The sequence below is a fragment of the Corynebacterium sp. c25Ua_47 genome, assembly GCF_039907205.1.
Taxonomy (GTDB): Bacteria; Actinomycetota; Actinomycetes; order Mycobacteriales; family Mycobacteriaceae; genus Corynebacterium; species Corynebacterium hiratae.
The window spans coordinates 22,727-36,459 of the sequence record NZ_JASBOH010000009.1; the positions used below are offsets into that span (position 1 = coordinate 22,727).

The following is a 13,733-nucleotide window of genomic DNA, read 5'->3' on the forward strand; positions in this document are numbered from 1 at the left end:
CTACACCCCGAGAGCCGGGCCCACCGTGGCCCAACTGGTGGCCAGCTCACGTCGGAACAGCCCCCACGTGTGGCGCCCCTCCGGAAGCTCGTAGTAATCGAGGTCCACACCAGCTGCGGTGGCTTGCTTGGCGTAATAGGAACTGCACCAATAATCTAACCGCTCGTTGAGGCCTAGTGCCGGCAGCGGTGAGTCCTCAATGTCGACATCAAAGTCTGCCGGGCCACCGCGTGAGACGATGACAAACGTCTTCCTGCCGTGCTGCTTATCGAGGTTGAGAACCGGCGAATGCCGAGCCCACGCCGGATCCCACGGTGCACCAAAGGAGCGCGCCGGGTCAGTGCCGTAGAACGCCGCGCTGACCCACGCGAAGCCTTGCGCGACAACACCCGTGGTCGAGGGGCAACCGGAGATGGAACCGGCCACCTTGAACCGCGGATCATAGGTGGCAAGTTCGAGTGCTGGGCCGCCAGAGTTGCTCACGCCCGCGATGCCGTCGGTACCGTTGCCGTGAAACTCGGCGTCGATAAGCTGCGGGAGCTCCTTGGTCAGGTAGGTGGCCCACTTGTACTTTCCGTGCGTGTCGTGCGGCTGGGCCCAATCGGACATCATTGAGCCATAAGCACCGCGCGGCGAGACAACATTGACCTGCTTGTCCTGGAAGAACTCGGAGGCTCCTCCGCCGTCCCACCACAGTGCGTCCTCGCCTCCTCCGGCACCACCGAGCAAGTAATAGGTCGGGCGGGGCTGAGTATTCTCCAATCCACCCGGCGGGAGAATAATGTCGTTGGTGATGACGCGGTCCATGGATGGTGAGTAGGCCTTGAACTGCCACACGTTGTCCTGGATGTGCTGCAGCTCGCGCAGCTGTGCCGGCGCGGCGGTGGCTGGCGGGCGCGTGGCTTCTGGCGCCACGACGGGAATCTTTAACAGCTGGAGCAGCGGTCCCCATACGGCAAAGATGTTCTCCGCGAAGAGCACGGGTGCCAACGGACCCAGCGCGATGGGATCGAGGGCAGAGGAGTGCTGATCAATGTTGGTGACCTCGCTGCTCAGCGAGTCTGCTGAGTGCGCGGATTCAACTGAAGACTGCGCGTGTGCGAGATGAGTGTGGGGAGGAGAAAGAATCAGCCCCACCGAAAGAATGCCCGCGAGCGCGGTGCGAGAGGAAAGCATTATCTCAGAATATCCAACGAACGTTGCATCGCCTGCATTAGTGCATTAGTACATAACAGCGCTAGTGGGGCTGGGCGCGGAAAACTCCACACCGGAGAAACGTAAACCCCCGACCGCATGGGGGCGGTCGGGGGTTTACGCACTCTCTCGCAGCCGGACTAAGCGCCGGCGGGCTGCACACTCGTTATGTAGAGGAGGGGGCTGTTACTTAGAACAGGCCATCAGCCTTCTTGCCGGTGTCCTTGACGGTGATCTCGCGGGAATCAACGTTCTGGTCGTTGTGGGTGGACTTGTCACCGTCGAGGCGGGAAATCTGGGTGACCTCGATGTAGTTCTTCAGGCGGCCTTCCTTGGTGTTGCCGTCGCCGAAGTCCAGGTTGGCAACGCGCGCGGACTCGCCAGCGTTAATCGGGTTGGCCAGGGTGACCTCGAAGGAGCGGGTGGAGGTCTTCTCGTCGAAGCCAAGGTCGCGGATGTGCGCACCATTGGAGGAACGCGGGGTGATCAGGCGGTCAACACCCTTCGGGCCCTCAGCGGTCTTGACGTCAACGCGGTACTGAACTGCCGGGTAGTTGCCGTAGTAGCGCTCGGTGCCGACGTTCTCCAGGCGGAGAGCAACGGTGCCTGCGAAACCTGCGTGCTTAGCGCCAGAGGTGGTCAGAACCGGCTTCAGGTCCAGCTTCTGCTTAGCCTCATCGGTCTTGCCGTTCTCGACGTCCTCCTGGACCTTCTTGTCGGCTTCCTCTTCCTTCTTGCCTTCGGCCTCGGAGACAACCTTCTCCTCCGGAGCAACCTCGTTGTCCTTGATGACCTCAGCGTCAGCCTCCGGGGACTTCTCCTCCTCAACAACCTTCGGGTCGTTGACGTCGGTGGTGTTCTGAGCGTCCTTGTTCGGAGCGTAGGAATCCGCGATGTCGTCGTACAGCTTGACGCGAACCTCGTTCTTCATCGGCTGCATTGCGGACCAGAAGGTCGGGGTGGACCAGGTGCCGTTCGGCTTGCAGTACTGCTGGGTACCGGTCATGTTCAGAACGCGGAAGCCGTAGGTGGCCTCACCGGTGTGGTTCGGCGGAACATCGTACGGGCCGATGGACTGGCCAGCCTCCCAGGACAGGGAGTAGGACGCGGAGGCGCCGAGCTTGGTGGCGATCTGGTGGGAGATGCCGAAGGAGCCCTCAGAGTTCTTGCCGGAGCCCTTGCCACCTGCGTTCATGGAGGTGGTCTCGGTGCGGTCACCGTTGACGGACAGGGTGATGGACTGGGACTTGGACAGGTCCTGCTGCAGCGGGATGTCCTTCTTGGTCTGGTTGGTGGTGGAGATGGTGCCTGCCGGCATGAAGTTATCGGTCACCTTGTAGACCACGGTGCGGTGGTCCTCCCACGGGTTGCACACCGGGCGCGGGTTGAGCACGTTGGCCTTCATGTGGTCGGAGCCGTGGCTGGTGTGGACGATGGGGAGCTTGGCGTTAACGGCCGGGGTCTCCGGGTAGGACTCGGTGTGGGTTGCTGCGGATGCAGCCGGTGCGATGAGGGCGGTGCCTGCAATCGCGAGGCCGGCGATGAGGCCGGCGGTACGACGACGCATGGTCATGGTTGTTCTCCTGGATGAAAAAGTTTGGGGCAATGTGGTGACGCACTGTGGTGGCGCTGCGTATGCGCTGTAGCGCTCAGTGCGTGACGTGAAGCAACGATAAGGTGACTTTCAGGATCGTGCACCCTAAGGATTGTTTATATTTTTGGATAGCGAAGTATATTTCGATAGGGTGACGTGAAGGTGAACAATTGGCTAAGAAATTTGCGCCGACCTTGGTTTTGTCCAACTAGACCGTATTCTGGGAAAACGTCTCTTTGACCATTTGGTCACAAACTAAAGAATGACCCCATACGGGGTAGGAAAAGGTTGCGCGCAGCGCTTATTGCCAGGCCATTTTTAGCCCCAGGGGTGCGCGCGTGATTGTGTGAAGGTCTTCGGGTTACTTAAAAAATTCTTAGGGGTGGCGCGTTAATCCTCTTCAATTTCCGGATCTTCGGCGCGCGCTTGCTCGAACACCTCAGCCGCTGCGCGCAGGTTAATGGTGCCGATGATGAGGCCCACCACGATGTCCGGCCACGGGCTTGCCCACACCAGCATGAGTAGGCCGGCGCCGAGAATGAGGATATTGGCGGCGACATCATTGCGTGCCGCCAGCCATGCGCCGCGCGTGAGCGCGCTGCCGTGGCGAAGTTGTATGAGCAACACCGCGCAGAGCAGGTTGATGAGCATCGCCGCCACGGCCGTGCCCGACAACGTAAGTGGCTCAGGCACAGCGCCGGTGATGATCTTCCATATCGCCATGCCATAGGACGCCAATGCCGGAATTAGGATCAGCCCGGCTAGGCCATAGCTTGCTTTGCGACGCCCCTCCGCCGACCAGCGCAGCGCGAGCAGGACGAGCGCATTGATGAGAAAGTCCTCGAGGAAGTCGGCGGCGTCAGCAAACAGTGCCGCCGAGCCGATGATGGAGGCGATGATGAACTCGCCGAAGAATCCGAGGAGGTTCAGCGCGGCGACCCAGGCGACAATGTGCCGGGCGCGCGCGTTCAGGGTAGAGGAGGAGAGTTCTTGAGACACGGCACCTGAGCTTAGTGGGCTGAGGTGCCGTGTCCCAATTTGTTTTTCTTGTGAACCGTTTCGGATTAGTCGACGATGGCGACGTCGTCTTCTCGGCGGTGTTTCTCGCCAGCGAAGCCGCCGAAGGCTGTGATGAGGGCGGTCGCGGCCAGGATGATGATTCCCGGTGTGGAACTGGGGGTCTCGTTGGAAGCGTTCAACGCGGTGGCAAGGAAGGGGAGCAGCCCCGATACTGCTGACGCGATATTGGCGGAGATGGCCACGCCGGAATAGCGGACGTTGGCGGGGAAGACCTCTGAGAGCAGGACGCCTGACACGGAATAGGTGATGGTGACCAGGGACAGCCCAATGCAGACCGCAAGCGTGAGGAGAACGGCATTGCCGGTATCGATCATCGCCCACAGCGGCCACGCCATGATAGCGGTGGCAAGCGCGCCGTATCCGATAACACGACCCGGGCCAATCTTTTCACCGATGCGTCCGAAGATGATGTTGATGAAGATTTGGCACACAGCGCCGAGGAGGGTGGCGTTCACGACGGTCTGGCGTTCGAAGTCCAGCGTGGTTGTGGCGTAGGAGAGGACATAGGTGCTCATGACGAAGAAGCCGCCGATGCCGAGGAAGGCGGCCGCGGAAGCAAGGCACAGTTGTGGGAAGTGCTGCGTGAAAAGTTCCTTCAGTGAGCCTTGGTGCGCAGCCTCGTCGGCCTCAGCTTCCTCTTCGAGGGCTTTGTAGACAGGAGATTCTTCAGCCTTTGTGCGAATCCACAGTGCTACTCCAAGGAAGGGGAAAGCGATGAGGAAGGGAACACGCCAGCCCCAGGAGCTCACCGCGTCATCATCAAGCATGAGCACAAGCGCGAAGGCGCCGGAGGAGAGCAGTGTGCCGGCGGGGGAGCCGATCTGCACGAAGGCCGCGTAGCGGCCGCGCTTTTCAGCCGGTGCGTGTTCGATAGCCATGGTCGTTGCACCGCCCCATTCGCCGCCGACGGCGATTCCTTGAAGCAGGCGCAAGATGACGAGAGCGATGGGTGCCCAGATGCCAATGCTGTTAAAGGTGGGCAGAAGGCCGATGATTCCGGTGGCCACACCGATGACAACGATGGAGATGATGAGTGCTGGTCGGCGGCCCATCTTATCGCCAATCTGGCCGAAAATGACTGCACCGAGAGGGCGGGCAAGGAAGCCCACGCCGAAGGTGGCGAAGGAGGCTAGGGTGGCGCCGGTGCCTGACATTCCCGAGAAGAAGAGATCGTTGAAGACGAGCGCGGCCGCGGTGCCGAAGAGGAAGAAATCATACCATTCGAGGGCTGTGCCAACGAACGCGGAACTGGCGATACGGAAGACATCTTTTGACTCGACCTTGATTTGCTCGGGGTCAGATTGGACCGGGGCAGCCGGGGGTGGATTGGTAGTCATATCCAGGTGCTCCTTGTGTGAAGTGCGTTACCTTTCCTGGAAACGATAGGTGTAGGTCACCTGAAGGGGGATGTTCTGGCAGCATTTATATGCATCACCCCATCGACTGGGCGGCAGAAGTGTGCGGTTGCACAGGACTTAAGGTGTCGCGCGGTGCAGTGCGAGCAGCACTCGGGCCGCGTCCTTGGGCCGGGTGATATCAAGGCCGGTGAGCTCAGTAACGTGTCGCAAGCGGTTGAGTACGGTGTTGCGGTGGCAGTTCAGCGCTTCGGCGGAGTCCTTGATGGAGCCGCAGTCCAGGTAGGTGGTGATGGTTCGGTACAGCGGCGCGTTCTCAAGGCGCATTTGGGCAATGGTCTGCGTCAGCTCCGTCATGCCGCTGGCTGTGAAGTCTGCGAGGGCATCTCCTGCGACAGCCCAGAGTGCATCCGCCGCTTCGGTGAGTTGGCTCAGCGGGCCGGTGGAGTCGAAGATGCGCGGCGCTTGCTGCGCCGCCGCGCGAACTCCGGCTAAGCCGATGACGTCGCGGAAAAGTATGCCCGAGATCGTCGTCAGCCCTGCGCCGGTGTCCTTTGCGGTCTGTTCGCTGGGCCTTTGGTCTCTAGGCCAGAAGGTAACGAACATCCCGCGCACAGGGTGGCCGAAGGCCTCGCCGGAGGAGATGGGGTCGTCGAGAAGCGCGCGCAATTCCACCGCCACGGTGGGGTGGGCCACCACGACGTCGAAGTGGGTGTCAGCATCGATGTTGAGTGCGCGGGCGATCTCCGCGATGCCCAGCGTGCCGAGGGACTCGGCAGCGAAAAGCCGTTCCAGGTGTCGGGCGTGAGCGCGGTGCACGTCGTGCTGCCCGCGCGCCTCCTCCAAGCGGTAAGCATCGCGGACCACGAGGTTGTACATCGTCACAACCGAATGCACCTGCGCCACGTGGTCGATGAGCACCTCCTGGTCCACGCCGGCCGCGCGGCGGAGGTGTTCCCAGAGGACCGTGAAGTCGAGCTGGATGGCGTCGATCAGTGTGGCTAGTTCCACCCCCTGGTGCGCGCGCCGGCGGCCCAGGCTTTGCGCATGGGCACGCAGCTCCTCCTCGTCCATCGCGCAGACCAGCACGTCGGTGATGCGCGCGAAGACCTCGAAGGCGGTCAGGCGCAGCTCATCTTCGCTCACTAGGGAGTCGCCGTAGCGGCCGGAACGAGTGAAAGCGGCGAGGAAATCCTCCACCAGCCGGGGGATGGTGCCGTGGACCTCCGCGACGATGCCGCGCCAGCGTTTTTCGTGCATATGCACAACGCTACACGCTTAGCGATGGTGGATTGCCCTGCAGGTAGCGAGGTGGCTCACCGATCTGGCTAGCATGTGGTGACAAACACAGCACGGTCCCCGTGCAGTTCGTCAGAGAAGCAGGAGGACGCATGATCACGCGCATCGACAACGCCCACATCCTGACCCAGGATCCCGCGCGGCCGGTCACGGATGCGGTGGCCTTTGCCAACGGCCGCATCCTCGCGGTGGGGGAGGCCGCCCGTGCCCTGCCTGCTGAGCAGGTGTGGGATGCCGGTGGGCGCACGCTGACTCCTGGCTTTAATGACGCGCATTCCCACACCGTGTGGTTTGGCCAAACGCTGCTGGAGGTGGATCTATCCCAGGCCACAACGCCAGAGGATGTCTACTCTGCATTGCACGAGGCCGAGCCCAACCCCGACGGCTGGGTAGTGGCCGCAGGGTTTCGCCCCTCCGGACTGGACGCGCCGGTGGAGATTGCGCAGCTTGACCACGCCACCGGCGGGGCTCCGCTGCTGATCAAGCACAACTCGGGCCACGCTTACACTGTCAACACCGCGGCCCTGCGCGCGGCGGGCGTCGATCCCGCCAACCCACCCGAGGTCGAAGGCGGCGAGTTCGTTCGCGATGCCGACGGGCACTGCACCGGGCTGCTCGATGAAAACGCCATGCGCGCGATTCAAGCGGTAACCCTGCCGGAATCGGGCGAGGAGATCGCCCGCGCCCTGGAGCTAGCTACGCGCCGGTACCTGAAGTGCGGACTGACCTCCGTCACGGACGCCGGGGTGGCCGGCGGCTGGATCGGGCACAGCCCGCGCGAGATCGCCGCCTACCAAAACGCCACCCTGCATACCCGCATGCAGGTGATGGTGACCATGGATGTGCTCCACGAGATTTCCGGGCACGCCTCCGACGGCCCCGGCTGGGGCCTGGATGGTGGCCTGCGCACCGGCTTTGGCGATGAGTGGCTGCAGATCGGCCCCGTCAAGATCTTCAGCGATGGCTCCCTGCTAGGTACCACCGCCGCACTGACGGAGAATTACGCCTGCTGCTCCCATCACGGATACTTCCAGGGTGACCCGGAACAGATGCGCACCCGTGCGCTGCAGGCGGCGAATTCCGGCTGGTCCTTGGCTATCCACGCCATCGGCGATGCGGCGGTGGATTTTGCGATAGAGACGCTGGAGGAGGCCGTCGACAAGCATGGCGTGCCCGCCATGCCACACCGCATCGAACACGGCGGCGTGGTGCGTCCCGATCAGATTGAGCGCCTGCGCGGCCAGCCCATCGTGGTGGTGCCGCAGCCGCTGTTCATCCGGGCTTTCGGCGACGCGATGACGGATGCCCTCGGCCCGGAGCGCACCGTGTGGAGCTACCCAGGCAAGCGGCTTCTCGACGCCTCCCTCATCCTCCCCGGCAGTTCCGATCAGCCCGTGGCACCCGGGGTGCCCCTGGAGGTCATGCAGGCCTTCGTGGAGCGGCGCACCGCCTCGGGCCGGGACTATGGGGCGGAGGACCGTTTGACCCCAGCCGAGGCTCTCTACGCCTACACCGCAGGTTCGGCCGCGGCGACGGGCTGGGCCGGGCGCAAGGGGCAGGTGATGCCGGGGCAGCTGGCGGATTTCGTGCTGCTTTCCCAGGACCCGCTGAATACTGACGATCTATCCACCATCGACGTGGCCGCCACCATCGTGGGCGGCGAGCTGCGCTACGGAAGCTTTTAAGGAGTAGAAATGCGAGCAACCACTAACGAACAATTCCTGTCAGATTTCCAGGCCATGTCCGCCAACGGCGCCACTCCGGGTGGTGGCGTAGAACGCCAAGCGGCGAGTGCCGGCGATAACCTCAACCGCGCCTGGTTCCATGAGGTCCTGGAATCCCTGGGAGCACGGGTCATCTACGACGAGATTGGCAACCAGTACGGTCTCTTTGAGCTCGCCCGCGGCGCCGAGTACGTGGGCGTGGGCTCGCACCTGGATTCGCAGCCCTTGGCCGGCCGCTTCGACGGTGCTTATGGCGTGCTGGCGGCAGCTCATGCCGCCGGGCGCGTGGCGCAATCGGGTGCTAAGGCGCGCTATAACCTGGCGGTTATCAACTGGTTCAACGAGGAGGGCTCGCGCTTTGCGCCTTCCATGATGGGCAGCTCCGTGTTTGTGGGAACGTTGGCGCTTGACGACGCCCACTCCGCCACCGACCTCGCCGGCGTCACCGTGGCGCAGGCTCAGGAGGAAGCTGGTTGGGCCCCGCGCGGTGAAGCTCCGAAGCTCGCGGCCTATGCGGAGATCCACGTCGAGCAAGGCAAGGAACTTGAAGCTGCCGGCAACACGATTGGCCTGGTCACCGCCACGTGGGGCGCGAAGAAATTCCAGGCGGTGGTCTCCGGTGAACAGGGGCATACCGGCTCCACTCTGATGGCCGATAGGAAGGATGCGCTCTTCGGTGCCTCCCTCATTATTGCTTCAGTGGAGCGCCTGACCCACGAGTTCGATGAAGGGCAGCTGCAGGCTTCGGTTTCGCAGCTAACACTGGAGCCGAACTCGCCCGTGACCATCGCGCGCGAGGTGCGCTTCAACGTGGATGTGCGCTCGCCGTCTACGGAGGTGCTGGACAAGGCCCAAGCACGCCTGCAGGAGATCATCGCCGAAGCAGAGGAGGAGTCCCGCACCTCAGTCGAGCTATCCCCGACGCACGAGTGGGCTCTCAACCCCTACCCGTCGGCCGGCGTCGCGCTGGCCCGGGAGGTAGTGGAGGAACTGGGTTACTCGCACCAGGAGATCTATACGGTGGCCGGCCATGACTCGACCAACCTCAAGGAGGTGGTGCCGACGGTCATGCTCTTCATCCCGTCCGTCGACGGCATCTCACACAACGAAAAGGAATTCACCACGGCGGAGGACTGCGTGGCCGGCCTGGACGTGCTGACGCACGTGGCGCAACGCCTCGTGGAATCCGGGTGCGGGGAGGGCTAGGTGCCCTGCGCGCCGCCGCGCAAGACGCGCTAGTTGCTATCTGCCTTAGTCGTTATCGCTCCACGGCTCGTAGCCAAAGGCCTGTAGTGCGACCTCGAATCCGCGCTTCATCGCGGTGAGCTCTTCCTCGCTGAACTCGTAGGTGCGTAAGCGCACTGGGCCGGTAAGCGGGACATGGAGCAGGAAGCGACGGCCTTCTTCGGTGATGTCGCACAAACGGCGGCGCAGGTCCTCCGGATCGTCGTTGAGCGCAATGAGATCATCACGCACTAAGCGCTTGACAGCCTGCCCGATGGTGGCGGGTTGCCATCCTAGTTCCTTGCGCAGCTGAAGGATCGGGATGGGGCCCTTCTTATCGATGAGCCGCAGAAGCGAAAGATGGGAACCGGTGATTCCGTACTCGCGGCGCGCTTCTGTGTCGAACCTAGCCCGGGCGCGTTCGAAGCGGCGGTACTCCGCGATGGTCTCAGCGATTGGATCAATATCTGTCACGTAATCAAGCGTAAAAGTTCGGGGAGGGAATCTGCAACCGAGTTCCAAGAACACACTTTTAGCCACTTTATTGGTGTTAGGCGGGGGTAATATAAAGGAAATTTATGCCGCTAGTCGAAAGTGTTTGATCCACTCAGCGACAGCGGCGGTAAATAGCAGATAAAAAGGACTTTTATCGGGTTAGGAATACGAGAGGCGACTGTGTTCTTTGCCCGTCCGCGGGGGTGAGTTTAAAAACTGGTGACACGAGACGCAAATGTGACTATTGTTAACGTGCAGTCAATCTTTGGCTCCCTACATTTTGTATGACTCCTAAGGAGAATCCATGAAGATTTCCCGTTCCCTTGCTGCAGTAGCCCTGTCCGGTACCCTGCTCCTCGGCGGCACCACCGTTGCCTTCGCTGAATACGACGGCATTCCGCTTTCTAACACCTTGGTCTACAACGGTGTGACTTACTACAAGAATTCCGATGGAAACTTTGTCCCTGCCCCTGGTTCCAAGGATGAGTCTGGCGAGGAGGTCAAGGACATCATCTCTGGAAAGGACATGGAGACTCACGTCAAGAACGGTGAGGCCAAGGCTCCTGGATCCGACGAGAAGGGTTCTGGGTCTGCGACCTCTAGCTCCGAGGCCGAAGCTCCCGAGACTGGCAAGACCTCTGCTTCCGAGAGCACTGAGCCGAAGGAAAGCGACACCTCCAAGCCCTCCGCTTCTGAGAGCACGGAGCCGAAGGAAAGCGAAACCTCCGAGACCACCGAGCCGTCGGAATCTCCCACGAGCTCGAGTGAGACCTCTACCTCCGCAACCTCGTCTGAGTCTGCAGAACCGACCCCGACCAAGACTGCCGAACCAGGCGACAAGAAGAGCTCCGCTGAGGGTGTGCTGTCCTCCAAGGACGGCAAGCCGACTCCGCTGGCTATCTTCGGCATCGTTGCCGGCGTTCTCGCTGCCGTTGCTGCTGCCTTCCCGGCTATCGCGAAGGCCCTGAACCTCAACATCAAGCTGCCTTTCTAAGGCTAAGTAGCTTCTAGGTTCTTTTTGCCCCTGCCTCGTTGAGGCAGGGGCTTTTGTCTTGGGTTAAACCGGCGCGGTTTCCTGTAATAAGAACTTCAGCGCCCGGGCCGCTCACACTGAGGGCCACAGGGCGCTGAAGTCTCTCTATCTCTCTCTGTGTGCGTTCTCTCCAACGCACGACATACAGTATGCAACTGATCGGCAGACAATGTGAAGCTTAGACTCGCCTAAAAGGCAGAGGTGAGCTGTGAGTCTGCTGTGCTGGTTGAATTCCGCTGGTTATCGCCACCAAGACGCAATGGAGTCTGTGCGGGGAGTTGCCCCCGGGGCTAATAATCGGGGTTATGGAGAGCCAAAATCGGACGGATTAATGGGGCGTTGTGAGCGGGGGAGCTTTTCCACCACAAGGCGGTAGGAGTCCGTTACAAGTTCGTTGAGAAGCTGCGGGGTGAGTCGGGGATCTGGGTGTACGGACACCCAGTGGCGCTTGTTCATGTGATAGCCGGGTGTGATGAAGGCGTGCTCGCTGCGCAGCGCTTCGGCGTCCAGGGGCTCAGCTTTGAGGATAGCCTGCGGGCGGCCAGTAGCCGCGGTGAGGAGGAGGAAGACCTTGCCGCGTACCTTGAACACGTCCCAGTCAGGGCCGAAGGGGTGCGTCAACGTCGCGCCGGGGAGTTCGGCAGCGCGGGCGCTAGCGCAGGCGTGGAGATCCAGTGGAGAAGAAGAATCCATGTGAACCAGGCTAGGTGAAAAACACCGCTGGGCCCCTCCCGCGATTCCTCGGGGAAGGGCCCAGCAGCGTCTCTATCAAGTTCCTCCGATTATCAGCCACTGGCCGCCCTCCGGAGGATGAGGGGTTCTCTCTCTCGCATGCGCTCTCTCAAACGCACAACACAGAGTATGGCGGCCAGTGCTGGCACCGCCATGAACTCCGCCTGGCAGTTTTCTGCTAGTCGATTTTTGCTAATCAAAACGCGCGGAACGCTTCTCCAGAAATGCCGTGACTCCCTCCTTGTGGCCAGCCGAGGCCATCTGCGCGTACTGCGTCGGCTCTTCCCAGGTGAGCTGTTCATCGAGCTGGCCAAGGGCGGTGCGGTTGATGGCCTCCTTGGCTTTGGCCAGGGCATCGCGCGGTGCGATGTGCAGGCGTTCTGATACCCCCAGTGCAGTGGCCAGCGCGTGGCCCTGGGGTGCGCGTGTGGTTACGAGACCTGCAGCCTCGGCCTCGGCGACGCCGAGCTTGTCTTGTAGCAATGCCAAGGCGAGCGCGCGGTGGCGCCCCACGGAGGCCAGCGCGGTGAGGCTCACGCCGCCGTCAGGGATAAGGCCAATCTTGCCGAAGGGCAGCGTGAAGTAGGAGTCCTCCCCGGCCACGATGAGATCGCAGGCAAAAGCCAGCGAAGCACCCGCGCCAGCGGCCGCACCTTCGACCGCGGCGATGACGGGAATCTCGGCGGCCTGAATCTCAGCCACCAGTGCGTTGAGCTGGGGAAGCATGGTGGACTCGGCCGGGTCGGGAGTCTCGCCCGCAGCTTGCGCGGTGGCTGCCTCTTGCGCGGCGGCGACGAGATCCGCTCCAGCACAGAAGGCGGTCTCATCGCCGGTGATGATGAGGGCGCGGATGGCGGGGTCAGAGGAGGCGTCGGCAAGCGCGGCGGAGAGAGCCAGGCAATGGTCCTTGGCAATGGCGTTGCGGCGCGCGGAGTTATTGATGCGTGCGACGAGGACGGAGCCTTCGCGGCGGGTGAGGATGGCATCGGTCATGGTTTAGTCCTTAACAAGCTCGGTGAGGGAGGAAATGATGCGCTCGGCCTCATCGGAGATGCGGGAGACGATTTCGGAGCAGGGGGCCACATCGTGGATTAGACCCTGCGACGTTCCGCAGGTCCACACGCCCGCGTCCAAATCACCGGTTTCGTAGACTGCACGGCCGCGCTTGCCGGCAACGAGGTGGCGGATATCCCCAAACTCGGCGCCCTGGGCTAGGCGCTCGGCTACCTCATCGCTTACCGCGTTCCTGGCCACGCGGGTGGAATTGCGCAGCTCGCGGAGGATGAGCTGGGTATCCAGCTCGCTGCGCTCCACAATGGCTTGCTTGACGTTCTCGTGCACCGGGGCTTCCGTGGAAGCCACGAAGCGGGTTCCCATGTTGATGCCCTCGGCACCCAGTGCCAGGGCGGCAGCGAGCCCGCGGCCATCCGCGAAGCCGCCGGAGGCCACGATGGGGATGTCCAGCTGGTCCGCGGCAGCGGGGATGAGCACGAGTCCCGGAATGTCATCTTCGCCGGGGTGGCCGGCGCACTCGAAGCCGTCGATGCTCACGATGTCGACGCCCACCTTCTGTGCACTCAGCGCATGCCGCACGGAGGTGCACTTGTGGATGACAGTGATGCCAGCATCCTTGAAAGCCGGCATGTGGTCCTTGGGGTTGTTGCCGGCGGTCTCTGCAATCTTCACGCCTTCCTCAATGATGACGTCGCGGTATTCCGCATAGGGCGGTGGGGTAATTGCCGGGAGCATGGTGAGGTTGACGCCGAAGGGCTTATCGGTCAGCTCGCGCGTGCGGCGAATCTCGTGGCGCAAGTCTTCCGGGGTGGGCTGCGTAAGCGCGGTGACGACGCCGAGGCCGCCGGCGTTGGATACCGCGGCGGCGAGTTCAGCACGGCCGACCCATTGCATTCCGCCTTGGATGATGGGGTGCTCGATGCCGAGCATGTCGGTGACGCGGGTGGAAATCATGAGTGTTGTGCTCCTTGGTGGTGCGAGGTTGTGGG

The 13,733-nt window shown here is 62.2% G+C and carries 11 protein-coding genes and 1 pseudogene; 3 read left to right on the forward strand and 9 right to left on the reverse strand.

Annotation, left to right across the window (positions count from 1 at the left end):
• The 5 genes from QKE52_RS09285 to QKE52_RS09305 form a co-directional block, all read right to left on the reverse strand.
• The gene (locus QKE52_RS09285) at nucleotides 1–1,176 is read right to left on the reverse strand and encodes an alpha/beta hydrolase family protein (protein ID WP_347948645.1); all 1,176 of its coding nucleotides are present in this window, start codon (nucleotides 1,174–1,176) and stop codon (nucleotides 1–3) included.
• Nucleotides 1,177–1,384: 208 nt separating this feature from the next.
• Nucleotides 1,385–2,767, reverse strand: coding sequence for a hypothetical protein (locus QKE52_RS09290; protein WP_347948646.1), 1,383 nt, complete (start codon nucleotides 2,765–2,767; stop codon nucleotides 1,385–1,387).
• A 411-nt stretch (nucleotides 2,768–3,178) separates the two neighbouring features.
• Nucleotides 3,179–3,787, reverse strand: a complete 609-nt coding sequence (locus QKE52_RS09295; RefSeq protein ID WP_046647695.1) for a cation transporter — start codon at nucleotides 3,785–3,787, stop codon at nucleotides 3,179–3,181.
• A 65-nt stretch (nucleotides 3,788–3,852) separates the two neighbouring features.
• A complete protein-coding gene (locus QKE52_RS09300; RefSeq protein ID WP_144013096.1) occupies nucleotides 3,853–5,205 on the reverse strand; it encodes an MFS transporter in 1,353 nt (450 codons plus the stop codon).
• A 138-nt stretch (nucleotides 5,206–5,343) separates the two neighbouring features.
• Nucleotides 5,344–6,483, reverse strand: coding sequence for a helix-turn-helix domain-containing protein (locus QKE52_RS09305; RefSeq protein ID WP_347948647.1), 1,140 nt, complete (start codon nucleotides 6,481–6,483; stop codon nucleotides 5,344–5,346).
• Nucleotides 6,484–6,614: 131 nt separating this feature from the next.
• On the opposite strand from QKE52_RS09305, the gene QKE52_RS09310 reads away from it, so the two are divergent.
• Both QKE52_RS09310 and QKE52_RS09315 read left to right on the forward strand, forming a co-directional pair.
• Nucleotides 6,615–8,207 carry an amidohydrolase gene (locus QKE52_RS09310; RefSeq protein ID WP_347948648.1) on the forward strand — a complete coding sequence of 531 codons (1,593 nt, stop codon included), beginning with the start codon at nucleotides 6,615–6,617 and terminating at the stop codon, nucleotides 8,205–8,207.
• A gap of 9 nt (nucleotides 8,208–8,216) precedes the next feature.
• Nucleotides 8,217–9,452 carry a M20 family metallo-hydrolase gene (locus tag QKE52_RS09315; protein ID WP_347948649.1) on the forward strand — a complete coding sequence of 412 codons (1,236 nt, stop codon included), beginning with the start codon at nucleotides 8,217–8,219 and terminating at the stop codon, nucleotides 9,450–9,452.
• Nucleotides 9,453–9,497: 45 nt separating this feature from the next.
• Here the strand turns inward: QKE52_RS09315 and QKE52_RS09320 are convergent, their stop codons facing one another.
• On the reverse strand, nucleotides 9,498–9,944 hold the full coding sequence (locus QKE52_RS09320) for a MarR family transcriptional regulator (RefSeq protein ID WP_049156188.1): 447 nt from the start codon (nucleotides 9,942–9,944) through the stop codon (nucleotides 9,498–9,500).
• A gap of 325 nt (nucleotides 9,945–10,269) precedes the next feature.
• On the opposite strand from QKE52_RS09320, the gene QKE52_RS09325 reads away from it, so the two are divergent.
• Nucleotides 10,270–10,959: a hypothetical protein gene (locus QKE52_RS09325; protein ID WP_347948650.1), complete on the forward strand. Its 690-nt coding sequence runs from the start codon at nucleotides 10,270–10,272 to the stop codon at nucleotides 10,957–10,959.
• 342 nt (nucleotides 10,960–11,301) lie between these two features.
• Here QKE52_RS09325 and QKE52_RS09330 read toward each other — a convergent pair whose 3' ends face one another.
• The 3 genes and pseudogenes from QKE52_RS09330 to QKE52_RS09340 form a co-directional block, all read right to left on the reverse strand.
• Nucleotides 11,302–11,691, reverse strand: a complete 390-nt coding sequence (locus QKE52_RS09330; RefSeq protein ID WP_070545262.1) for an MmcQ/YjbR family DNA-binding protein — start codon at nucleotides 11,689–11,691, stop codon at nucleotides 11,302–11,304.
• Between the two features lie 231 nt (nucleotides 11,692–11,922).
• The gene (locus tag QKE52_RS09335) at nucleotides 11,923–12,723 is read right to left on the reverse strand and encodes an enoyl-CoA hydratase-related protein (protein ID WP_347948651.1); all 801 of its coding nucleotides are present in this window, start codon (nucleotides 12,721–12,723) and stop codon (nucleotides 11,923–11,925) included.
• 3 nt (nucleotides 12,724–12,726) lie between these two features.
• Nucleotides 12,727–13,713: pseudogene (locus tag QKE52_RS09340) on the reverse strand (nitronate monooxygenase); the annotation flags it as partial.
• Nucleotides 13,714–13,733 lie beyond the last annotated feature (20 nt).